Source organism: Caballeronia sp. LjRoot29 (genome assembly GCF_964252755.1).
GTDB lineage: Bacteria > Pseudomonadota > Gammaproteobacteria > Burkholderiales > Burkholderiaceae > Caballeronia.
Genome location: NZ_CAXUPU020000045.1, coordinates 37,784 through 58,655, shown reverse-complemented (window position 1 = coordinate 58,655; position 20,872 = coordinate 37,784). Strand labels below are relative to the sequence as shown.

At 58.6% G+C, this 20,872-nt stretch carries 17 protein-coding genes; 10 read left to right on the top strand and 7 right to left on the bottom strand.

Features of this window, described 5'->3' with window-relative positions; genetic code table 11:
• Positions 1-264: 264 nt before the first annotated feature.
• The 3 genes from ACSQ83_RS32120 to ACSQ83_RS32110 all read right to left on the bottom strand — a co-directional run bounded on the left by ACSQ83_RS32120 (position 265) and on the right by ACSQ83_RS32110 (position 4,072).
• Positions 265-1,410, bottom strand: a complete 1,146-nt coding sequence (locus ACSQ83_RS32120) for a substrate-binding domain-containing protein (protein ID WP_414950349.1) — start codon at positions 1,408-1,410, stop codon at positions 265-267.
• Positions 1,411-1,481: 71 nt separating this feature from the next.
• Positions 1,482-2,483, bottom strand: a complete 1,002-nt coding sequence (locus ACSQ83_RS32115) for an ABC transporter permease (protein ID WP_414950348.1) — start codon at positions 2,481-2,483, stop codon at positions 1,482-1,484.
• Positions 2,480-4,072 (bottom strand): sugar ABC transporter ATP-binding protein, encoded by a 1,593-nt coding sequence (locus ACSQ83_RS32110; RefSeq protein WP_436230888.1) that lies wholly within the window; start codon positions 4,070-4,072, stop codon positions 2,480-2,482. The genes ACSQ83_RS32115 and ACSQ83_RS32110 overlap by 4 nt, the downstream gene beginning before the upstream one ends.
• Positions 4,073-4,375: 303 nt before the next feature.
• On the opposite strand from ACSQ83_RS32110, the gene ACSQ83_RS32105 reads away from it, so the two are divergent.
• Positions 4,376-5,218, top strand: coding sequence for a helix-turn-helix domain-containing protein (locus ACSQ83_RS32105; RefSeq protein WP_436230885.1), 843 nt, complete (start codon positions 4,376-4,378; stop codon positions 5,216-5,218).
• A 65-nt stretch (positions 5,219-5,283) separates the two neighbouring features.
• On the top strand, positions 5,284-6,132 hold the full coding sequence (locus ACSQ83_RS32100) for a methyltransferase domain-containing protein (protein ID WP_436230884.1): 849 nt from the start codon (positions 5,284-5,286) through the stop codon (positions 6,130-6,132).
• Here ACSQ83_RS32100 and ACSQ83_RS32095 read toward each other — a convergent pair.
• The 4 genes from ACSQ83_RS32095 to ACSQ83_RS32080 form a co-directional block, all read right to left on the bottom strand.
• Complete coding sequence (locus ACSQ83_RS32095) at positions 6,125-6,502, bottom strand: copper resistance CopC family protein (RefSeq protein ID WP_436230883.1); 378 nt, start codon at positions 6,500-6,502, stop codon at positions 6,125-6,127. The two genes, ACSQ83_RS32100 and ACSQ83_RS32095, sit on opposite strands and share 8 nt — an antisense overlap.
• A 2-nt stretch (positions 6,503-6,504) precedes the next feature.
• On the bottom strand, positions 6,505-7,422 hold the full coding sequence (locus ACSQ83_RS32090; RefSeq protein WP_436230882.1) for a hypothetical protein: 918 nt from the start codon (positions 7,420-7,422) through the stop codon (positions 6,505-6,507).
• A gap of 91 nt (positions 7,423-7,513) precedes the next feature.
• On the bottom strand, positions 7,514-7,909 hold the full coding sequence (locus tag ACSQ83_RS32085) for a DUF2946 domain-containing protein (protein ID WP_436230881.1): 396 nt from the start codon (positions 7,907-7,909) through the stop codon (positions 7,514-7,516).
• 184 nt (positions 7,910-8,093) lie between these two features.
• The gene (locus tag ACSQ83_RS32080; protein ID WP_414950341.1) at positions 8,094-9,413 is read right to left on the bottom strand and encodes an Nramp family divalent metal transporter; all 1,320 of its coding nucleotides are present in this window, start codon (positions 9,411-9,413) and stop codon (positions 8,094-8,096) included.
• Positions 9,414-9,626: 213 nt separating this feature from the next.
• Here ACSQ83_RS32080 and ACSQ83_RS32075 point away from each other — a divergent pair, with 213 nt between their 5' ends.
• The 8 genes from ACSQ83_RS32075 to kdpE all read left to right on the top strand — a co-directional run bounded on the left by ACSQ83_RS32075 (position 9,627) and on the right by kdpE (position 20,377).
• A complete protein-coding gene (locus tag ACSQ83_RS32075) occupies positions 9,627-10,634 on the top strand; it encodes a beta-propeller fold lactonase family protein (RefSeq protein ID WP_414950340.1) in 1,008 nt (335 codons plus the stop codon).
• A gap of 54 nt (positions 10,635-10,688) precedes the next feature.
• Positions 10,689-11,666 carry a sterol desaturase family protein gene (locus tag ACSQ83_RS32070; protein WP_414950339.1) on the top strand — a complete coding sequence of 326 codons (978 nt, stop codon included), beginning with the start codon at positions 10,689-10,691 and terminating at the stop codon, positions 11,664-11,666.
• Between the two features lie 471 nt (positions 11,667-12,137).
• Positions 12,138-12,233 carry a potassium-transporting ATPase subunit F gene (locus ACSQ83_RS32065; RefSeq protein WP_299717650.1) on the top strand — a complete coding sequence of 32 codons (96 nt, stop codon included), beginning with the start codon at positions 12,138-12,140 and terminating at the stop codon, positions 12,231-12,233.
• On the top strand, positions 12,230-14,038 hold the full coding sequence (gene kdpA, locus ACSQ83_RS32060) for a potassium-transporting ATPase subunit KdpA (RefSeq protein ID WP_436230880.1): 1,809 nt from the start codon (positions 12,230-12,232) through the stop codon (positions 14,036-14,038). The genes ACSQ83_RS32065 and kdpA overlap by 4 nt, the downstream gene beginning before the upstream one ends.
• A 129-nt stretch (positions 14,039-14,167) precedes the next feature.
• Entirely contained in the window at positions 14,168-16,228 is a 2,061-nt protein-coding gene (gene kdpB, locus ACSQ83_RS32055) for a potassium-transporting ATPase subunit KdpB (protein ID WP_414950479.1), read from the top strand.
• A gap of 78 nt (positions 16,229-16,306) precedes the next feature.
• Entirely contained in the window at positions 16,307-16,888 is a 582-nt protein-coding gene (gene kdpC / locus ACSQ83_RS32050; RefSeq protein WP_414950337.1) for a potassium-transporting ATPase subunit KdpC, read from the top strand.
• A gap of 1 nt (position 16,889) precedes the next feature.
• A complete protein-coding gene (locus ACSQ83_RS32045; RefSeq protein ID WP_436230879.1) occupies positions 16,890-19,682 on the top strand; it encodes a DUF4118 domain-containing protein in 2,793 nt (930 codons plus the stop codon).
• Positions 19,679-20,377, top strand: a complete 699-nt coding sequence (kdpE, locus tag ACSQ83_RS32040; protein ID WP_414950335.1) for a two-component system response regulator KdpE — start codon at positions 19,679-19,681, stop codon at positions 20,375-20,377. The genes ACSQ83_RS32045 and kdpE overlap by 4 nt, the downstream gene beginning before the upstream one ends.
• Positions 20,378-20,872: the final 495 nt, after the last annotated feature.

The following is a 20,872-nucleotide window of genomic DNA, read 5'->3' as shown; positions in this document are numbered from 1 at the left end:
TAACGCGCGAAGACATGGAAAGCAGCAACCCGGCAATTAATCAGACCGCTGACACCAGAACCTAGCAACTGGGCACTGACTCTGACCGCTAACGCAGAACCCGTGCAACGCGGCAATGAACCAGACCGTTAACTTCAGAACCCCCCGAGTGCGAACGAACCAGCTGCAAGCGAAACCTCTGGCGAAGCATCCAATCCAAATGCTTCGCCAGCATCACCTAAGAATCACCAAAGCAAAGCAAAGCAAAGCAAAGCAAAGCGCCGATCAACCACAAGCCGGCTTAGCCTTCGTGCAAGCATCCGCCAACTGCGCCGGAGGATCTTTCTTAAAGACGGTTTTATACGATTCGAGCACGTTCGACTGCACAACCGCCAATGACTGCACGCCAATCCACGCCGGTGGCGTCTGTCCAATGAGCGCCTTCATCATGGCCATTGCCTCAGCCACGCCCTGGTCATAAGGCCGCTGCGAACCCGTTGCCTTCAGCGGTCCACCCTTGGCAATCTCGATAGCGGATTCAAGACCAAGATCGACCGTGGTGACCGGAATGTTCACCCCCTGAGCGCGCATCGATGTCAGCGTGTCCAACGCCGGTTGATCCCACACAGCAAACAATCCCTTGACGTCCGGGTTGCCCGTCAAGAAGTCACCCGCGATCTGCCCAACTTTCGACGGATCAGTGAAGTCCACTTGCTTGATCTTGAGGTCGGGCCGATTCTTCTTCATCCAGTCGTTGACCGCTTTAGTGCGCTCCTTCGTACTGAAGTAATCCACGCCGAAATTGACCAGCCCAATGGTCGATCCTTTGGGCACGCACGACGCAAGAACCTTGGCTGCGATCTGGCCATTGCCTTCGCTGTCAGCTGAGATCATCGACGAATATTGTTCCGGATGCTTCAAGCCCGTCGGGACGTTATCCATGAACACCAGCTTGATGCCGGCCTGCGACACCTTCTTGTAGGTTGCCGCGGTCGCAGTCCCATCGACAGGAATGGAAATGATGCCGTCAGGGTGGCGCTGAATAGTGTTCTCGATATCCGCAATCTGCTTGTCGACCTGATACTCGGCCGACGCCGTGCCAATGACTTCCACGCCGTATTTCTTCAGCGTGTCGGTAATGCCCTGCACCTGCAGTTGCGACCAGTCGAGATTCATGGTCTGCATCGAAATGCCAACCTTGAACTTGCCGGCCTTGATCTTCGCCACGTCAGCATCGCTCAGCTTCACCGTATCCACCGACGCCGCCTTTTCGCCATTCGGTCCTTGCCCGACAATTGTTGACGGTCCTATCGATGCAACCTGTAATCCGGTCACGCATTGCGCGCTGGCATCGAAAGAGGACAGGGCCGCAACGCCTGCCGCTGCCATCATGCCGGCTAAAACCATTCTTGAGCCACGACGATGTTTCATGATTCTCCTCCGTTGGTTTTGATGTACTGCGTCCCCTGCCCACTGCATCGCGAGTGATCGGCATCCCCCCGTCACTTCTTTGTAAAGGCGACCGCCGCGACAATGATCGCCCCCTTAATGACAAGCTGAAGCGAAGAACTGACGCCCAGCAAAACAAGACCGTTGTTGAGTGTTCCGATAATCAGGCTGCCCAGCAACGTGCCAAGTACAAAGCCCCTGCCGCCGAACAGGCTGCAACCGCCCAGCGTCACGGAGGCGATCACATCGAGTTCGAGTCCTTGCACGACATCGGGCCGGGCCGCATGAGATCGCGCGGAGAGAACGAGGGCCGCGAGCCCGGCAAGCGCACCGGTGAGAATGAACGCAAGCGTGGTCACGCGCCTGATGTTGATCCCCGAATAAAGCGCTGCGGTCGGGTTGCCGCCGGCTGCATAGATCTGCCGGCCGAAGACGCTGTAGTGAAGCAGCAAGATGCCGGCAATCACCGCGAGCAAGGTCCAGATGATCGGCACCGGCACGCCGAAGATATCGCCCTCGCCAAAGATCGAGACAAAGGAGTCGTTGGTGATGATGACCGGCCGCGTGGTGGTGACCAGCAGTGCTAGCCCGCGCGCCGCGCTAAGCGTCCCCAGCGTGACGAGGAACGACGGAATGTTCAGGCGCGTGACGACGATCCCGTTGATCGCGCCCACGATTGCACCGGTCCCAATGCCCGCAATCGCGCCGATGATCCAGTTGTCGCCAATGTGCGACATCGCGAGTGCAGCGGACATGCCGGACAGCGCCAGTGCGGACCCGACGGACAAGTCGATTTGCCGCGCGATGATCACGAACGTCATGCCGATTGCGATGATGGAAACAAGCGCGGTCTGGCGGCCGATGTTCAGGAAGTTATCGATGGAAAGAAACCATGGCGACGCGAAACTGAACACCACCAGCAGGATGGCAAACGCGAAATAGAGCGCATAAGGCCGGTCGCCCTGCAAAAGGAGCTTTAACAATTGCCACTTGCGGCTACGTTGCGGTTGGGCGGCTTGCCCGTCGGTCGCGGGCGTCGAGACAGAGTCGTTCATGTTGCGAGCTCGATGGAAGAACGGGAAAGCTGAATCAAATGATGCAGCGCTTCGGCGTTGCCGAGATGCGCACGATCCAGGGTATTGACGATGCGGCCATCGACGACAATCGAGATCCGGTCGCACAGGCGCAGAAGCTCATCGAGATCCGACGACACGACGAGGACACCCGTGCCGGCACGAGCGGCGTCCTGGATCACGCCGTATATTTCCTCGCGCGCACCGACGTCGACGCCGACCGTGGGTTCATCGAGTAAAAGCAGCTTGGGCCGCGGGTTATCCCACTTCGCAAAGACCACTTTCTGCTGATTGCCGCCAGACAGGAACTTGACGTACGTGGATGCTCCGGGTGCTTTGACGGCGAGCTTTTTCATCGAGCTTTGCGCCTGTTGCACGGCGGCCTGGCTCCGCAGCCAACCCCAACGGGAAAAGCGCGGCAAGCGCGGCAAAGTCAGGTTTCGTTCGATGGAATGATCGAGGACGAGCCCCTGCACATGGCGGTCCTCCGGCACGAGCGCAACGCCGAGTTTGATGGCGAGAGCCGGCGTTATTCGTGACATCGCCTGATCGTCGATCACAATGCTGCCGGTATCGACTGACCTGAGTCCGAAGATGGTTTCAAGGATCTCGGTACGGCCGCTGCCGATCAATCCCGCGAGTCCGTGGACTTCGCCCTTGCCGACGACGAGGTCAACGTCGCGAATCCGGTCGTTGCCTACTTTGGACAACGTAAGAACCGGCTGGACGGCTTCGGCGGCATCCGTCTTCTCTTGGATAGGCAGATCGCTTGCCGAGCCCGCAGCGGTCCTTTCCCGCGCATGCAGGGCCGCGTGGCCGGGCCCGATGATTGCCGCCACCAGTTGTTTCATGTCGGTGTCCGCCGTTGGGAACATCCCGACATTCGACCCGTCACGGAACACCGTGACACGCTGGGAAATACGAAACACCTCGTTCAACCGATGCGTGACATAGATGACACCCACGCCGCGGCTGGTCACCGTGCGAATAGCATCGAAGAGAATTTGTTCCTCGCCGCCGGTCAGCGCCGAAGTGGGTTCGTCAAGGATCAGTACGCGTACGTCGCCCATCAGCGCCTTGCAGATCTCCGTCATCTGGCGATAGGCGAAGGGGAGGGAACCCACCGGTGTTCGTGCGTCGAGCGGGATGCCATGGGCACGCAGAAAGTCGTTGACCATGGTCATGAGCTCGCGTTTTTTCACGAAGCCCAGGCGCGTGCGCGGCTCTCGTCCCAGCATCAGGTTTGCACCGACCGACAAGGACTCGACCAGGCTCAGGTCCTGGTAGACGACGGCCACACCGGCCGCGCGTGATTGCGCCGGGGACTCGAACGCGACTCTCTCGCCAGCGATTTCGATGGACCCTTCATCGTAAGCATGGACACCGCTCAGGATCTTGATCAGCGTTGACTTCCCGGCTCCGTTTTCGCCCAGTAACGCATGGACTTCTCCGGGAAGTACTTCGAGGTTGACCCCGCGAAGCGCTTGCACGCCGCCAAACCGCTTGGTAACACCCGCAACACGGATCAACGGAACCTGAGGCGATGATGCGGCCGCAACCGGCTCACTCATCTCGCTCGTCTCCTTCGTCTGCATGACGAAATTCTTTTATGATTTCTGCGATTTTTTGATGTTTAATCGCAAAACAATGTTGTGATCTTCGCATCACGCAAATGGCGAGTCAATAACATTTATGGGCATTTTGGCCAGTTGAAGGTCGTTTAAATGTGATGATCGTATCTTTCGATGTAACTATTATTTCGTTTCTGGTAAACCCGGCTTGAAATTGATTCCATGTTGTTAGCGGCCAATTATGGTGTTTTGGGGTTAACGCGCTGTTCAGCTTTCCGCTTAACTTGCGATAGTCTTTAGCGCATGAAGATCAATCCAGATCACACCTGCCGGGTTTTCGGTTCGCCTTGGGCGGACGTCTATTGCACAGACATTGATAGCGCTCGCCACTATGGCAAACACTGGCACGCAACATTCGGCCTTGGGCTACTGGAGAGCGGTGCGCAGAGTTCCGCTAGTGGTCGGGGACAGGTCGAGGCGCTGGCGGGAAATCTGATCACGACCAACCCGGGCGAGGTGCATGACGGGCGCCCGGTGGGTGGCGTCTCGCGTCGCTGGCGCATGGTCTATCTGGAGCCGCGCGTGATCGGTTCCATGTTGGGCGATCCTCAATCCTGCGCTGCAACGGATGTCGAACTCGCGCGTCCAGTGATAGCAGATGACCGACTTCGTGCTGCATTGCAGGAATTTTTTCGACGCGTGGAGACCGGCGGCCAGCCGTCGTCCAACACGCACGTCCTTGCGTGCGAGGAATCGTTGGTCGAGACCTGCGGGCTCTTGTTGCACTTTCATTCGACAACGTCGCGTGTTCAGGAAATAGGAGGTGACCTAAGACGGGTTCGCGAGCGGCTAGGCGATGACCTGCTTAATCCGCCAACGCTTACTGAACTAGCCGCCATGTCCGGCCTGAGTAAATACCAGGTGCTGCGCCGCTTCGAAAAGACTTATGGTCTGCCGCCCCATGCGTGGCTGCTGCAACAGCGCACCGAGCGCGCGCGAGGTCTGATTCGAAATGGACTAAGTCTCGCGCATGCCGCCGCGGCTTGTGGCTTCGCGGATCAAAGCCACATGACGCGGCAATTTATCCGTCATTTTGGATTCACCCCCGGTGCGTGGCAGAAGGTTTCTGTGCGCGCGTTGCAATAACGTTCAAGACGAGCGCCGGCGTAAATCGTGACACTGGACCATCTACTTGAAGGAGGTCCGGTTCCATGGATGCGTATGTACACGGCTATCAACAGAATGAGAACGAGCGCCTGCAAAACCAGGCACGAACGCTCACTGACTTGCTGCACTTCGACACCGTTTATCCCGCCGGTCACACCGTGCTGGAAGCCGGATGCGGCGTCGGTGCGCAGACGGTTACGCTGGCCGCGCGTAGTTCGTCCGCACGCTTTACGTCTATCGATATCAATTCTCAGTCGATCGATGCAGCGCAACAAAAGACGCTTGCAGCTGGATTGACGAACGTCACGTTCCAGCAAGCCGATATCTTTTCCCTGCCGTTCGAGCCCGAGTCTTTCGATCACGTTTTTGTCTGTTTCGTGCTGGAGCATCTCGCGCAGCCGATGGAAGCCCTCACGCGGCTCAAGCGTTTGCTCAAGCCGGGCGGTACCGTCACGGTCATTGAAGGGGATCACGGTTCGGCCTATTTTCATCCGGATAGCTTGGCGGCGCGTGCGGCCATCCAGTGTCAGATCACGTTGCAACAGCAAGCGGGTGGGAATGCGCTTATCGGCAGGCAGTTATATCCGCTGATGAGCGCGGCGGGTTTCGATCAGGTTAGCGTATCGCCGCGCATGGTCTACGCGGACGCAAGCCGTCCCGATCTGGTGGACGGATTCACGCGGAAGACCTTCACCGCGATGATCGAGGGCGTGCGTGCGTCGGCTATATTGGAAGGCTTGATCACGGCGGAAGATTTCGATCGCGGTATCAAGGATTTGCATCGGACCACGCAAGACGATGGCGTGTTTTGCTACACGTTTTTTAAGGGAATTGGCGGTCGCGAGTCAAGCGCTTGCGTGACTCGCGACGGCGATCGGTCTTTACCTATTTAACCGTGAAACTGTAGTGCCCCTGGGTCCGATGCCCGTCGTCGGCGACGGCAACCCAGGCGACCGAATAAACCCCTGGCGTTAACGCATTGAGCGCAACAGACATATGTTTCTTGTCCGCCGAATCGACCAGTGACTTTGCGCTGGTGACAGGCTTGCCCTGTGCATCGGTCACGGCGATCGAACTGAATGCAGGTTCAAGTCCATCGTCGAACTCGATCGCCACTTCCTTTTGCGAAGTCGACACGGTGGATCCAGCGCCCGGTTCCTGATGTTGCGGATAAGCATGGGCGTGAGCGAGTTGCGCATTCGCAAGCGTGGCGGCAGCGATTAACGTACGCACAGTGGCAGAGTTTAAAAGAGCTTTTTTCATGATCAGAAGAGCGGCTTGCCGACAGAGTTAGGGAAGATATCGTCGAAATACAGATGCGCCTGAAGCAGGATGCCAACGTGGTTGCCCGTCGCGCGATTGACCGGAATCTGCGCTTCGATACCTAGTTGACCATAACGATTGAGCCAGATGAAACCGGGGTTGATCGTCCCGGTCGTATGGCCGGAACACGGACCCGCGGTGCAGGTGTTCATCGGGAACTCAACCACCGGAATGAGATTGGCGATCGGCTGCGGCAAGCCAAGGTCCTTCACCTGCTGCTGCAAATACGGAATGCTGTACTGGATCGTTGTACCCCAGTCGAGCGAGTTCGGCGATGATCGCGAGGTTGTCAGATTAGGTCCGATTTCGCCCGTGATCGCGAATGGCTTCAGGAAGCCGAGGCTCGATGGAAGGTCGCCGAAGCCCTTGCCGAAATACACCGTCGGCGTGATGGTGGAAGACGAATCGCCAATCGCGCGAGCACCCGTGCCGCCCAGTTCCGCGTTCACGCCGATCGATGCCATGAACTCATGGCGAGGGTTGGAGTAAGCCAGATATTTCAGGCCGAGCGTGACGTTGTCAAAGCCCCTCGCGGAGCCGCCGTTGGGTGCGTTCTGCGTGACATAGGCACTCCCCATGCTGAACGCCAGATTCGACGTAATCAGCTTGTCCCATTCGAACGAGGCCGTGTTGACATTCATGTTGTCACCGTCGTCGGTCGGGCTTTTGATGTGGCCGTACTGGAAGTCGAATTCATCGCCTACACCTGGGTCGTCCACGGCCATCGTCGCCGGGAAGACCCGGTCGCCGACCACCGCGTGTGCCGAGGCAAGCGTGGATCCTGCAAGGCAGGCGGCGCCGGCCGCCCAAATAAGAGCGGCGCGCGCAGGCGCCGCGTGCCGCTTTAAAAGCGTACGCATCTTGAGTCCTTTGTATTAATCCTGGTGAACGGGCTATTGCTCACGCCGATGTTATCGGCGCGAGCAAGCGAGTCGAAAAGATACGGAAGGGTCAGGAAGCGACGGGCGGCGCGCGCGGCTGGGCGGCAATGAAAAGCGGCAACGCGCGAACGGTAGCGCGTACTACAGGAAGCGGAGCAACGGTCGCCGGCACAGCGGCGACGAAGGCCACTGTCGAACCGGTCAGGATGGGGAAGTGAGCGAGCAGGCCGCAATAACCGCAAGCCTGCCAATGCAGTGCACCGGAGTGCGAGGAGGAGTTGGGGGAGTCGTTGGGGGAGTCGTTGGGGGAGTCGTTGTTACCCGCTTCGCTAAAGGCCGGGTCAGCCGAGCAATACGTGCTGAGCGCCTGGCGTAGCCGGTCATGCGAGGCTAGTGCGTGCGAGACCGTCGGCGCGATCGAAGTCATCAGGATTGCAAGCAATCCCAGGATGCTTCCGATCTTCATTAAGCGACGGCGGAACATGCTGTGATCAACACCGGACGGTCGACAATATGGCGCCGATTATGCCACGCGTTAATCCCTTCAAAACGCATTAATCTTCATGCGTCAACAAGCGGCATGAAGCGATCGTTCGTGCGTAATTCACGCAGCGTGCGCTTCATCGAACCTAATGCAAGACGTCAGTCACTCAGACGCCTGGCAAGCCAGGAATCTCGACGCCGAATGCCTGCAACAAGAGGATCACATTGAGCGACAACACCGCGCATGCCGCGACAATCGCTGTGATTTTTATCAGCGTCCGGTTCTTGTATGCACCCATGACATCCTGGCGGCACGTGAACCATACGAGTGCCGCCATGGGGAACGGCAGCGCAAGACTGAGCACGACCTGACTCATGACGAGCGCTTGCGTAGCGTTCACGCCCAGCCAGACCACGACGAAACTCGGCACCATGGTGATCGCGCGGCGCAGCCATAGCGGAATGCGGAAACCGACAAACCCCTGCATGATCATTTGACCGGCCATGGTTCCGACCACCGAACTGGAAATGCCGGACGCGATCAACGAGAGCAGGAAAATGCCCGCAGCCGCAATGCCCAAGAGCGGCGCGAGCGTGTGATAAGCGGTTTCAATTTCGGCCACTTCCGGATGACCGGAGTGAAACGCGCCGGATGCCATGATGACCATTGCCATGTTGATCATGCCGGCAATGGTCAGCGCGATGATCACTTCCAGGTTGGAGAACGTGAGCAACCTTTTGCGTTCGCCCTCGGTCTTGGGGGGATGGCGGCCTTGCGTGAGTCCCGAATGAAGAAAGAGTGCGTGCGGCATGACCGTTGCCCCGACAATGCCCACCGCGATGGTCACGGCTTGCGCATCGGGCAAGTCCGGTTTGAACAGATGCAGCCCGACCTGGCCCCACGCTACCGGCGCAATGAAGAGCTCCGCAAGATAAGACAAGCCGATGATGCCGACCAACGCGCCAATGATCAGTTCCAGGGGCCGGTATCCTGCTTTCTCGAAGAACAGCAAGCCGTACGTCACGATCGCCGTGACGGTCATGCCGATCAACAAAGGCATGTGAAAAAGCAAACTCAGGCCGATCGCACCACCGAGGAATTCGGCAAGGTCGGTGGCCATGGCGGCGACTTCGCTGACTCCCCACATGGCATAAACTAGCGGCTTGGGTAAATGATCCCGGCATAGCTCCGCAAGATTGCGCCCGGTGACAATGCCGAGTTTTGCGGAAAGTGACTGGAATAACATGGCAATGATGTTTGCCAGCAGCACAACCCACAATAATCCGTATCCGTATCGCGCACCGGCTTGAATATTCGTGGCGAAATTACCCGGATCCATATAAGCAACGGAGACCACGATTGCGGGTCCGGCGAATGGCAGAAGCACGGACCAGCCCGTGCGGCGGCCTTCCAGCACATCACGCATGGCGAGAGTTGTACTATCGCTCATCGATCGGCTGGATTCAGGGCGGACGCGGTCATCCATTGCTTGACTCAATACGTTAGAGATAATGGGCCGCTTTATGCGGACCGGATTGCGGTCATCATGGCGGTGTCACGTGCAGTGCATTAATTGCTTTATGCGTTTGTTGCTTGTTTGTCCCCTGGTCCGCGCTTAGTCGGCGGTCAGCGAGCGCGTTAAGCAATCAGAGCACAGTTTTAGCCCTTTTGGGCGTTCTCGTCATCAATTCCTTTCAATATGCTTAGCACTGCAATCAGAAACCTTTCGGTAACGGCAGTCGTTACCTTGCTTTTCCATAACTTCGCGCTAGCGGATACGCCGGCCAGTTCCAAAGTCATCGTGCTTGATTCCGGCGAAGCGCAACTCACGTTAATCGACGAAGCGAACCGCAAGGTGGTGGGAACCGCGCCGACAGGCAAGGAGCCGCATCACCTGATGGTGACGCCAGACGGTAACTCGCTTATCGTGGCCGACTCGGTATCGAATGATCTGATCTTTGTCGATCCGCACAGCGGCAAGGTACAAAAGCGGGTGGAGGGCATAGAAGATCCGTACCAGTTAGGTTTTTCTCCCGATCACAAATGGTTCGTTACTGCTGGCCTGAGACTGGACCGCGTCGATATCTACAAATACGACGGTCACGACCTCACGATCGCCAAGCGTATTCCGCTCGCTAAAACGCCTAGCCACATGACGTTTTCGTCGGATGCGAGCACGGTATTCGTGACGTTACAAGATTCGGGTGAGCTTGCCGCAATCGATCTGGCCACGCAAACGGTCAAGTGGAAAATGCCCGTTGGAAATACGCCGGCAGGTCTATGGATGACGCCGGGTGACCGGGACTTGCTGGTGGGCATGACGGGTGAAGACGATGTCGCCGTTGTCGACTGGCGTAAGCAGCAAGTCGTCAAACGCATTCAGACGGGCAAAGGCGCGCACAACTTCCGTAATCTCGACGACGGCAAACATGTTGCTGTGACGAATCGTGTGGCCAGCACGATCAGCATCCTGGACTACACGACGCTGCAGAAGGTTGGGGATATAAGTGGCTTATTGCCCGGACCCGACGACATGGAATTGTCCGCCGATCGCAAGACGCTTTGGGTGACGTTCCGCTTTGCGCGACACGTTGGTGTGATCGATCTCAACAGCCGCAAGCTGATTGACACCATTGCAGTCGGACGTTCTCCGCATGGACTTTATTTTGCGGACCGGGCGCCTGTGTATGCACCGAATCCGGACTGATCACGCGCAGCGTTTTTATTTGGCCTGATTTATTGGTGGCGCTAAAGGGACCCCATGATTACGGAAATCGTCGCGCAGCTGGACAATGCGGTCTCTACGCTGCAGACGCTCTTATACGTCGACGTGGTCCAGCCGATCTTCTTCAAGGTCGGTTTGATGGGCTACGACGAGGACACCTACGACGCGCTCTATTGGGTGATCGTCGGCGCGCTGGAGATCCTGCTGACATTTGCCATTCTGCGGCCGCTGGAAGCATTGCGGCCGATCGAAACATGGCAGGACAGGAAGGCGGTGCGTGCTGATGTGATCTACACGTGGATCGCCAAGCTGGGCATCATCAATCTCACGTTCTTCTTCCTGTTGCAGCCTTTGTTCAATCATTGGCAAAGCCTGATTGCGATCTACGACATACCGAATGTTGACATCGATAACGTCTGGCCCGGCGTGACCGATCAACCGGTCGTGTCGTTCCTGATCTATCTCGTGATCCTGGATTTTGCCGGCTACTGGTATCACCGTTGGCAACATCGCTTTGGCGTGTGGTGGGAGCTGCACGCGGTTCATCACAGTCAACAGCAGATGTCGCTGTGGGCGGACGACCGCAATCATTTCCTCGATGACATCATCCAGGCAGCATTCTTCGCCGCTATTTCGCTTTTTATCGGCGTGCAGCCATCGCAGTTTGTAGTACTGGTCGCGGTTGGCAATGTGCTGCAAAGTATTCAGCATGTGAATGCGCACCTGCCGGTCGTACCGTACCTTGATCGCTTACTCGTGAGTCCTACGTTTCATCGGCGGCATCACGCGATTGGTTACGGTCATGAAGGCACGCGTTATGGATGCAACTTCGGTGTTTTGTTTCCGTGGTGGGATGTGTTGTTCAAGACAGCGGCGTGGAATCGTTCGACTGAGCCCACTGGGATTCGCGACCAGTTGCCCGCGCCGGAAGGTTTGGGACGCAACTATGGGCATGGCGTGTTGGCGCAGCAGTGGCACGCGTTTGGGCGAATTGCGCGGCGGCTGCGCCCGTAGTACGGGGTCTGGTTGAATGTACGGGTTGGGCGTTGGGTGGGGTCAATGCCGGGTTGCTAGGTTCTGGCGTTAGCGGTCTGAGTCATTGCCGGGTTGCTGCTTTCCAGGCATTCGCGGGTTATACGTTAGCTAATTTCTTTAGTAGAGCGAAAAAGTACAGCCAACATGTAACCCGCGAAGACCTTGAAAGCAGCACCCCGGCATAGACCCCGACCGCTAACACCAGCAGCTACCCCGCCCATCCCATCCCCCGACATCCCCTTCGCGTTTTTACACTTTCTTTATATCCCCGGCGGTTCTCTTTTCCAGTCGTTTACGCCCGATCAACTAACCTTCAGCACGTCCAAATCCGCTACGGGAGATCAAAACAATGGACCTGCTATATATCGCCGGCATCATCGCCTTCTGGGCAGTGTGCGCGGCCCTGATCATCGGTTGCGACAAACTGCGTCGCGCTCCGGGAGGTCGTCCATGACCACCTGGATGCTGTTCCTGGCAGGTGCTTCGACTCTGCTCTTGTTCGTGTACCTCGTGTACGCACTATTGCGTGCGGAGGATCTGGAATGAACGCCAATACCGTATTTCAAACAGGCCTTTTTATCGTCGTGCTGATCGCGCTCGCGATTCCGCTCGGCCGGTATATGGCCTCTGTGCTCGATGGTTCATCTGTCGTTGTTCGACGCGTCGGCCGGCCAATAGAAACACTGCTGTACAAGCTCGCAGGCGTCGACGACAAGTCGGAAATGTCGTGGAAGCACTATGCATTCGCTGTGCTCGCCTTCAACGCACTCGGCGTGCTCGTCGTGTTCGGCTTCATGCGCTTGCAGCAGTGGCTGCCGTCCAATCCGCAAGGCTTTGGTCCGATGACACCGGACGGCGCGTTCAACACCGCGGTCAGCTTCGTGACCAACACGAACTGGCAAGACTACACACCCGAATCGACCGCGAGCTACCTGTCGCAAATGGTCGGCCTGACGGTGCAAAACTTCTTGTCGGCTGCAACCGGCATTGCGGTTGTTGTCGCGCTGATTCGAGGCTTCGCACGTCATACCGCCACGACCATCGGCAACTTCTGGGTCGACCTGACGCGCATCACGCTGTACATCCTTGCGCCGCTGGCAACGGTCATTGCGCTCGTGTTCGTGAGTCAGGGCGTGATCCAGAACTTCGAGTCGTACCAGGATGTCGCCACGCTTCAGACGACGACCTACCAGACGCCGAAGACCGACGCGCAGGGTAATGCCGTCAAGGACGCCAAGGGCAATCCGGTGATGGTGGACAACAAGGTCGAGAAGCAGACGATCGCGATGGGCCCGGTTGCCTCGCAAGAAGCGATCAAGATGCTCGGCACGAATGGCGGCGGCTTCTTTAACGCCAACTCCGCGCATCCGTTCGAAAACCCGACACCGTTCTCCAACTTCGTCCAGATGCTCTCGATGCTGACCATTCCGGCGGCGTTGTGCGTGGTGTTCGGACGCATGGTGGGCGACAAGCGGCAGGGTTACGCAATCCTCGCTGCAATGACGATCGCGTTTGCCATTGCATGCTGGGGTGAAATCTCATTCGAGCAGGCCGGCAATCCGCTGTTCGCGTCGCTTCATGTGGACCAAAGCGCTTCCGCGATGCAGTCAGGCGGGAACACCGAGGGCAAGGAAACACGCTTTGGTATAGCGCAGTCGGGCATCTTCACGGTCGCCACTACGGCTGCGTCGTGCGGTGCTGTGAACAACGCACATGACTCGCTGACACCCATGGGCGGCTTCGTACCACTGTTGCTGATCCAGCTGGGTGAGGTGATCTTCGGCGGTGTGGGTTCGGGCTTATACGGGATGCTGGTCTTCGCCATGCTCGCGGTGTTCGTGGCCGGCCTGATGATCGGTCGCACGCCTGAATATATTGGCAAGAAGATCGAGTCGTACGAGATGAAGATGGTGGCTATTGTCGTGTTGCTGACACCGTTCCTGGTGCTGCTTGGTGCGTCGATCGGCGTGCTGACGGCCGCGGGCACAGCGGGCATATCCAACCCCGGGCCGCACGGTTTCTCCGAGATTCTTTACGCGTATAGCTCGGCGGCCAACAACAACGGCAGTGCCTTTGCGGGTCTCACGGTCAGCACGCCGTTCTACAACATCTCGACCGGCATTGCCATGTGGTTCGGCCGCTTCGGTTCGATCATCCCAGTGCTGGCTATCGCCGGTGCGCTTGCCGCTAAAAAGCGCATTGCGACAACCGCAGGCAGCTTGCCGACACATGGTCCGTTGTTTGTCGTGTTGTTGCTCGGCACAGTCGTGCTAGTCGGTGCACTGACCTACGTTCCCGCGCTTGCGCTGGGTCCCGTGGTCGAGCATCTGATGATGCTCTCGGGCAAATAAGCGGTCACTGATACAGAGGAAAGTATGAACACAATTGTCAAACCGCCAGTGAAGACACCGAACAAGGCGCCGGAGAAAACACCGGAGCCGGGTAGCTCAGGCGGCAACTCTCGCTCGGCAGCACGTTCGATGTTCGACCCCGCCATCGTCATGCCGGCGATCGCGGATTCGTTCAGGAAGCTGGGGCCGCGTACGCAGTTGCGTAACCCGGTGATGTTCTGCGTGTACATCGGCAGTATCCTGACCACGGTGTTGTGGGTCGCGGCTCTCCTGGGCCAGGCTGAAGCACCGGCAGGATTTATCCTCGCGGTCTCGCTGTGGCTGTGGTTCACGGTGCTGTTCGCGAACTTCGCCGAAGCACTGGCCGAGGGCCGTTCGAAAGCACAGGCGGCATCGCTGCGCAGCGCCAAGCGCGACGTGATGGCGAAGAAGCTGGAGTCGGCAAATCCGAAGTCGTCGTTGCGCATTACGACGGCAACGGAATTGCGCAAGGGCGATATCGTGCTGATCGAAACGGGTGATGTCATCCCGGCGGACGGCGAAGTAATCGACGGCGTGGCTTCAGTCGATGAGTCCGCGATCACGGGCGAATCCGCGCCGGTGATCCGCGAATCGGGCGGCGACTTTACGGCGGTGACGGGCGGTACTCGCGTGCTGTCGGACTGGATCGTGGTGCGCGTGACGGTCAATCCGGGCGAGGCATTCCTCGACCGCATGATCGCGATGGTAGAAGGCGCCAAGCGTCAAAAAACGCCTAACGAAATCGCGTTGACCATCTTGCTCGTGGCACTGAGCCTGGTGCTGTTGTTCGCAACCGCCACGCTGCTGCCGTTCTCGATGTTCTCGGTCAGCGCAGTAAAGGCCGGACACGTGGTGACGATTACCGCGCTGGCCGCGTTGCTGGTCTGCCTGATCCCGACGACCATCGGCGGACTGTTGTCTGCCATCGGTGTGGCCGGTATGAGCCGCATGATGCAGGCAAACGTGATCGCGACTTCCGGCCGCGCAGTGGAAGCCGCGGGTGACGTCGACGTGCTGTTGCTCGACAAGACCGGCACGATCACGCTGGGCAACCGTCAGGCATCCAGCTTCGTGCCGGCTCCGGGTCTCTCGGAGCAGGACTTGGCCGACGCCGCGCAACTGTCGTCGCTGGCTGACGAAACGCCTGAAGGACGCAGTATTGTCGTGCTCGCCAAGCAGCGCTTCAACATTCGTCAACGCGAGATGGCAACGCTCCACGCAACGTTCCTGGGCTTCACCGCACAGACGCGCATGAGCGGTGTCGACTTGCCGGATCGCGAGATTCGCAAGGGCGCGGCCGATGCGGTCAAGTCCTACGTTGAACGTCACGGCGGACGTTATCCGCAGGAAGTGTCGAATGCGGTGGATGAAATAGCACGTCGCGGCAGCACGCCGTTGGTCGTCGCTGACCGGCGCGAAGAAGAAGGTGCACGCGTCCTGGGCGTGATCGAACTGAAGGACATCGTCAAGGGCGGCATCAAGGAGCGCTTTGCCGAGCTGCGCAAGATGGGTATCAAGACCGTGATGGTAACGGGCGATAACCGTCTGACGGCTGCAGCGATTGCGGCTGAAGCGGGTGTTGACGACTTCCTCGCGGAAGCCACGCCTGAAGCGAAGCTGGCGACCATTCGTGGATATCAGGCGGAAGGGCGGCTGGTGGCGATGACCGGCGACGGCACCAACGACGCACCGGCGCTCGCGCAGGCCGACGTTGCCGTGGCAATGAACACCGGCACGCAGGCGGCGAAGGAAGCCGGCAACATGGTCGACCTCGATTCGAATCCAACCAAGCTGATCGAGATTGTCGAGATCGGCAAGCAGATGCTGATGACGCGCGGCTCGCTGACGACGTTCTCTATTGCCAACGACGTAGCCAAGTACTTCGCCATCATCCCGGCCGCGTTTGCATCGACGTACCCGCAATTGCGCGTGCTCGACGTCATGCACCTGACGTCACCGTCGTCCGCCATCTTGTCCGCTGTGATCTTTAACGCGCTGATTATCGTGTTCCTGATCCCGCTGGCGTTGAAGGGCGTGAAGTACCGGCCGCTGGGTGCTGCTGCACTGTTGCGCCGCAATCTGCTGGTGTACGGCCTCGGTGGGATCTTGCTGCCGTTCCCGTTCATCAAGATCATTGACATGATTTTGACGGCGTGCGGCTGGGCCTGATCGTGATGCAGGTGTGCGCGAATCTGGCGCACGCCTGCCTTTATCGGTCGCCTAACAATCTAACTGGATTGAATCATCATGAAAAATATCCTTCGACCCGTGCTCGTTTTGTTCGCGGCATTGACCGTCGTGACTGGGCTGGTCTATCCGGTCGTGGTCACCGCGGTCTCCCACGCCGCCTTTGCAAGTCAGGCAAATGGCAGCCTGATCGAGAGGAACGGCAAGCTGGTCGGCTCGGCCCTGCTGGGCCAGCAATTCGATGCACCCAACTATTTCTGGGGCCGTCTGTCTGCCACGTCGCCAAACCCGTATAACCCGCAAGGTTCGAGTGCGTCGAACCTCGGACCAACGAACCCGGCACTGGCCGACGAAGTGAAAGGACGCATCAGCGCGTTGCACGATGCGGACCCGACGAACACGGCGCCTATTCCCGTTGACCTCGTGACATCGTCGGGTAGTGGCCTCGATCCCGAGATCAGCCCGGCAGCCGCCGCGTATCAGATCGATCGTGTTGCCAAGGCACGCAAGCTGTCGCACAACGATGTCGACGCACTGGTTCAGCGTGCGACTAGCGGCCGTCAGTTCGGCATTCTTGGCGAGGCACGCGTGAACGTGCTGAAGCTGAACCTGGCGCTTGACGAAATGAAGCCCGCAAGCTGATATGGACCGGCCCGATCCCGACGAGCTGCTCGACAAGATCCAGCGTGACGAAGAGAAAAAGCAGCGTGGCAGGCTGAAGATTTTCTTCGGTGCATCGGCTGGTGTCGGGAAGACTTATGCCATGTTGCAGGCCGGCCACCGTCGCCGTGAGGAAGGGGTCGACACGGTCGTCGGGATTGTCGAGACCCACGGCCGCAAGGAGACGCTTGCGCTGGTGGAGGGGCTGGATGCCGTACCGCTGACGCTGTACGAATATCGCGGCCGCAAGCTGCCCGAATTCGATCTTGACGCAGCGCTTGCACGCAAGCCGCAACTGATTCTCGTCGATGAACTCGCGCATTCGAACGTGCAGGGCGCGCGACATCTTAAACGGTGGCAGGACGTGTACGAGTTGCTCGACGCCGGTATCGATGTCTACACCACCGTCAACGTCCAGCATCTTGAGAGCCTGAACGATATCGTCGGGCAGATCACGGGCATTCGTGTATGGGAAACCGTGCCGGACCGCGTGTTCGATCTCGCCGATGAAGTCACGCTCGTGGACCTGCCGGCCGAAGAGTTGCTCGACCGGTTGAGGGACGGAAAAGTCTATATGCCGCAGCAAGCGGCAAACGCGGTGAAGAATTTTTTCCGCAAGGGCAACCTGATCGCGTTGCGCGAACTGGCGCTGCGTCGGACCGCTGACCGCGTGGACGCGCAGATGCGCGAGTATCGCGCCGATCAATCCATTAGCCGGATCTGGCAGGCCCGTGAGCGGCTGATTGCTTGCATCGGGCCCGGGCCTGAGAGCGCGACGCTGGTGCGCTCGGCCGCGCGTCTTGCGGCTAGCCTCAAGGCGGACTGGCTCGCGGTTTATGTCGAGACACCGAAGCTGCAGCGGCTGCCTGACGTATGGCGCAAACGCACGCTCGATGCCCTCAAGCTCGCGTCCGAACTAGGCGCGGAGACCGTGACCCTTGACGGCGCCGACGCGGCCGCCACGCTGGTCGCGTACGCGCGCATGCGCAATGTATCCAAGATCGTGGCCGGGGCGTCGGACGCACCGGGCTGGCGGCGTATCTTCGATCGACCCGTTGCCGAAGCGCTGGTGGATCATGCACACGATATTGATGTGACGCTGGTCGGCGTAAAAGCGGCCAAGGAAAGCCGCGAGCGCGATGCAAGTAACCCGGTGTTTGCCGCTGTCCGTAGCGAAGCCCGCTCCTCGCCGAATGCCTATTTTTACGCGGCCGCAATTGGCGTTGCGATTACGGCATTGGCGAGCTTGCTGTCGCGCCATATCGACCTCACGAACCTCGTGATGTTGTATTTGCTCGGCGTCGTGTTTGCCGCGGTCCGGCTCGGACGCGGCCCCGGCGTACTGCTTTCGTTTGTGAGCGTCGCTGCGTTTGATTTTTTCTTTGTACCACCACAGCTTTCCTTCTCCGTTTCAGATACGCAGTACCTGCTTACCTTTTTCGTGATGCTGCTGACCTCACTCACGATCAGTCACCTGACTTCGAATCTTCGACGTCAGGCGCGGGTAGCATCGTTGCGTGAGCGCCGCACGGGCGCCATGTACGCGATGACGCGTGAACTGGGCGGCGCGTTGATGACTGAACAGATCATCGAAATCGGGACCCGCCATGTGGGGGAAATATTTCAGGCGAAGGTCGCTATTTTGCTGCCCGATAGTGCGGAAAAGGTTCGCCAGAAAGTCGATGATCCTAATCCGCAATTCACGCTAGATGCCGTTGATCTCGATCTTGATATCGGCCAGTGGGTTTATGACCAACAAAAACCTGCGGGACGCGGCACGGACACGCTGCCGGCCAGCAATGCGTTGTATCTGCCGCTCAAGGCGCCAATGCGCACACGCGGGGTCTTGGCGCTTATCACCGCCCATGCAGCCGAGCTTGCGGTACCTGAACAACAACGCATGATCGATACGTTCGCTTCTCAGATCGCGCTCGCGTTAGAACGTGTGCACTACGTTGAGATCGCGCAGGATGCGCTGGTCAACATGGAATCGGAGCGCATGCGCAACTCCTTGCTGTCGGCTATTTCGCACGACTTGCGCACGCCGTTGACGTCGATCGTCGGATTCGCTTCTGTGCTTGAGCAGCAGCAGCGCGTTCACAACGGCTCGGCTGACAGCGCCCGTGAACTCGTTCATGCAATTCACGAGGAAGCACTGCGCATGAGCGGGCTCGTGACGAATCTGCTCGACATGGCCCGTCTCCAGGCGGGCAGCATCCGCTTGAACCGGCAGTGGTTGATGCTGGAAGAGGTGGTGGGCGCGGCGCTCGCTGTATGCCGCCGCACGCTCGCCGGACACCCGGTGCAGGTCCGCGTCCCAGCGGACCTGCCGCTGATACAACTGGACGCAGTACTAATGGAACGGCTGCTCGCCAACCTGTTTGAGAACGCAGCGAAATACACGCCGCGCGATTCGTCGCTATCTATTCACGCAGCGGTTGAACAGCAGTCGGGCGAGCGCTACGTGAGAGTCTGCGTCGACGATAACGGCCCAGGTCTTGCGCCGGGCATACAACAAACGCTCTTCGATAAATTCACGCGTGGAGAAAGGGAATCTGCCAAGCCGGGGATCGGTCTGGGCCTCGCAATTTGCCGGGCGATTGTCGAGGCGCATGGCGGAAAGATCGGCGCCGAGAACAGGTTGGATGGTGAAGGGAAAGTGTTGGGCGCGAGGTTCTGGTTCACATTGCCGGCCGATCAAACGCCGTCCTTCGAGGCGCTTCCTGAGGAAGGTGGCGAAGGACCGGACTCCGCCGTGCATCCGGATACTCCATGAGCGAGCCTACGTTGACCATTGTCGTCATAGAAGACGACAAGCAGATTCGCCGTTTCGTAAGAAGTACGCTTGAAGCACAGGGCATGACCGTGTTCGAAGCTGAAACGGGACAGCAGGGTTTGCGTGAAGCGGCGTTTCGGTTGCCGGATCTTATCGTCATTGATCTTGGCTTGCCGGACACGGACGGTATCGATGTGATTCGTGAACTGCGCACCTGGACCGAACAACCATTGATCGTGCTCTCGGCACGCACTCACGAAGACGCGAAGGTGGCTGCACTCGATGCGGGAGCGGACGACTATCTGACCAAGCCCTTTGGTGTGTCGGAGTTGCTCGCGCGAATTCGTGCGCAGCTAAGACGGCGTAACCGAGGCGGTCAGCAGGAGACGCCGCAGGTCAGGTTTGGGTTGGTGTCGGTGGATCTGTCGGAGAGGCGTGTTACGCGTGACGGCGACCTGATCCATCTCACACCGATCGAATACCGGCTGCTGACTACGCTGGTACGTCATGCCGGTCGAGTGATCACGCATCAGCAATTGCTGCGCGAAGTATGGGGCCCCGCTTATGTGGAGAACCAGCATTATCTGCGTGTCTATATGGGACATCTTCGCCACAAGCTGGAGATTGATCCGGCGCAGCCGGTGCATATTGTGACGGAGACCGGCGTGGGTTACAGGCTTGTGGGTGCGCAGTAGGCGTTGAGATCCCGCGTCTTGATGCGTTCTTGACACGGTTCAGTCCTCTTTCGTCCCGGTCGATATGCTGGACCGCGTAGCCTTCTCGAACGCAAACGAGAAGGGGCCGTGATGCATGAGAATCGTTCGAAAGAACCAAGACGATCGCGGGCGAAACTTGCCCTCTGCGCGTTTTTGTTCGTGACCGCAAGCGCGGTATACGCAGCCGATGCAACCGACGCAGCCAATGACCGCTTAGTGCCGGACGGGCAAATATCGGCAGGCGTTGAAGTCTCGCCCAGCGACTCACTGCAGGTTGCAAACGTAGCCGCGATGTTATGGCGGCAGTTCCGGGTAGCCCGGCATGAGGGCACGTTGATTGCACAACGCAGAGATTTTTTTGGTTGGCGGTCGCGGCAACCAGCGCATCACCATGTCGTCGGACCTGATCCGCGACCGGTAATCAAAAAAATGTTTGTGCTAAACCGCTCCAAAGGCGGTGGCCGCTATGGGCAT

What these genes read in the sequence shown, in the direction of transcription:
- ACSQ83_RS32120 (WP_414950349.1), bottom strand. Translation starts at nt 1,410, where the DNA reads ATGAAACATCGTCGTGGCTCAAGAATGGTTTTAGCCGGCATGATGGCA.
- ACSQ83_RS32115 (WP_414950348.1), bottom strand. Translation starts at nt 2,483, where the DNA reads ATGAACGACTCTGTCTCGACGCCCGCGACCGACGGGCAAGCCGCCCAA.
- ACSQ83_RS32110 (WP_436230888.1), bottom strand. Translation starts at nt 4,072, where the DNA reads ATGAGTGAGCCGGTTGCGGCCGCATCATCGCCTCAGGTTCCGTTGATC.
- ACSQ83_RS32105 (WP_436230885.1), top strand. Translation starts at nt 4,376, where the DNA reads ATGAAGATCAATCCAGATCACACCTGCCGGGTTTTCGGTTCGCCTTGG.
- ACSQ83_RS32100 (WP_436230884.1), top strand. Translation starts at nt 5,284, where the DNA reads ATGGATGCGTATGTACACGGCTATCAACAGAATGAGAACGAGCGCCTG.
- ACSQ83_RS32095 (WP_436230883.1), bottom strand. Translation starts at nt 6,502, where the DNA reads ATGAAAAAAGCTCTTTTAAACTCTGCCACTGTGCGTACGTTAATCGCT.
- ACSQ83_RS32090 (WP_436230882.1), bottom strand. Translation starts at nt 7,422, where the DNA reads ATGCGTACGCTTTTAAAGCGGCACGCGGCGCCTGCGCGCGCCGCTCTT.
- ACSQ83_RS32085 (WP_436230881.1), bottom strand. Translation starts at nt 7,909, where the DNA reads ATGAAGATCGGAAGCATCCTGGGATTGCTTGCAATCCTGATGACTTCG.
- ACSQ83_RS32080 (WP_414950341.1), bottom strand. Translation starts at nt 9,413, where the DNA reads ATGGATGACCGCGTCCGCCCTGAATCCAGCCGATCGATGAGCGATAGT.
- ACSQ83_RS32075 (WP_414950340.1), top strand. Translation starts at nt 9,627, where the DNA reads ATGCTTAGCACTGCAATCAGAAACCTTTCGGTAACGGCAGTCGTTACC.
- ACSQ83_RS32070 (WP_414950339.1), top strand. Translation starts at nt 10,689, where the DNA reads ATGATTACGGAAATCGTCGCGCAGCTGGACAATGCGGTCTCTACGCTG.
- ACSQ83_RS32065 (WP_299717650.1), top strand. Translation starts at nt 12,138, where the DNA reads ATGACCACCTGGATGCTGTTCCTGGCAGGTGCTTCGACTCTGCTCTTG.
- kdpA (WP_436230880.1), top strand. Translation starts at nt 12,230, where the DNA reads ATGAACGCCAATACCGTATTTCAAACAGGCCTTTTTATCGTCGTGCTG.
- kdpB (WP_414950479.1), top strand. Translation starts at nt 14,168, where the DNA reads ATGTTCGACCCCGCCATCGTCATGCCGGCGATCGCGGATTCGTTCAGG.
- kdpC (WP_414950337.1), top strand. Translation starts at nt 16,307, where the DNA reads ATGAAAAATATCCTTCGACCCGTGCTCGTTTTGTTCGCGGCATTGACC.
- ACSQ83_RS32045 (WP_436230879.1), top strand. Translation starts at nt 16,890, where the DNA reads ATGGACCGGCCCGATCCCGACGAGCTGCTCGACAAGATCCAGCGTGAC.
- kdpE (WP_414950335.1), top strand. Translation starts at nt 19,679, where the DNA reads ATGAGCGAGCCTACGTTGACCATTGTCGTCATAGAAGACGACAAGCAG.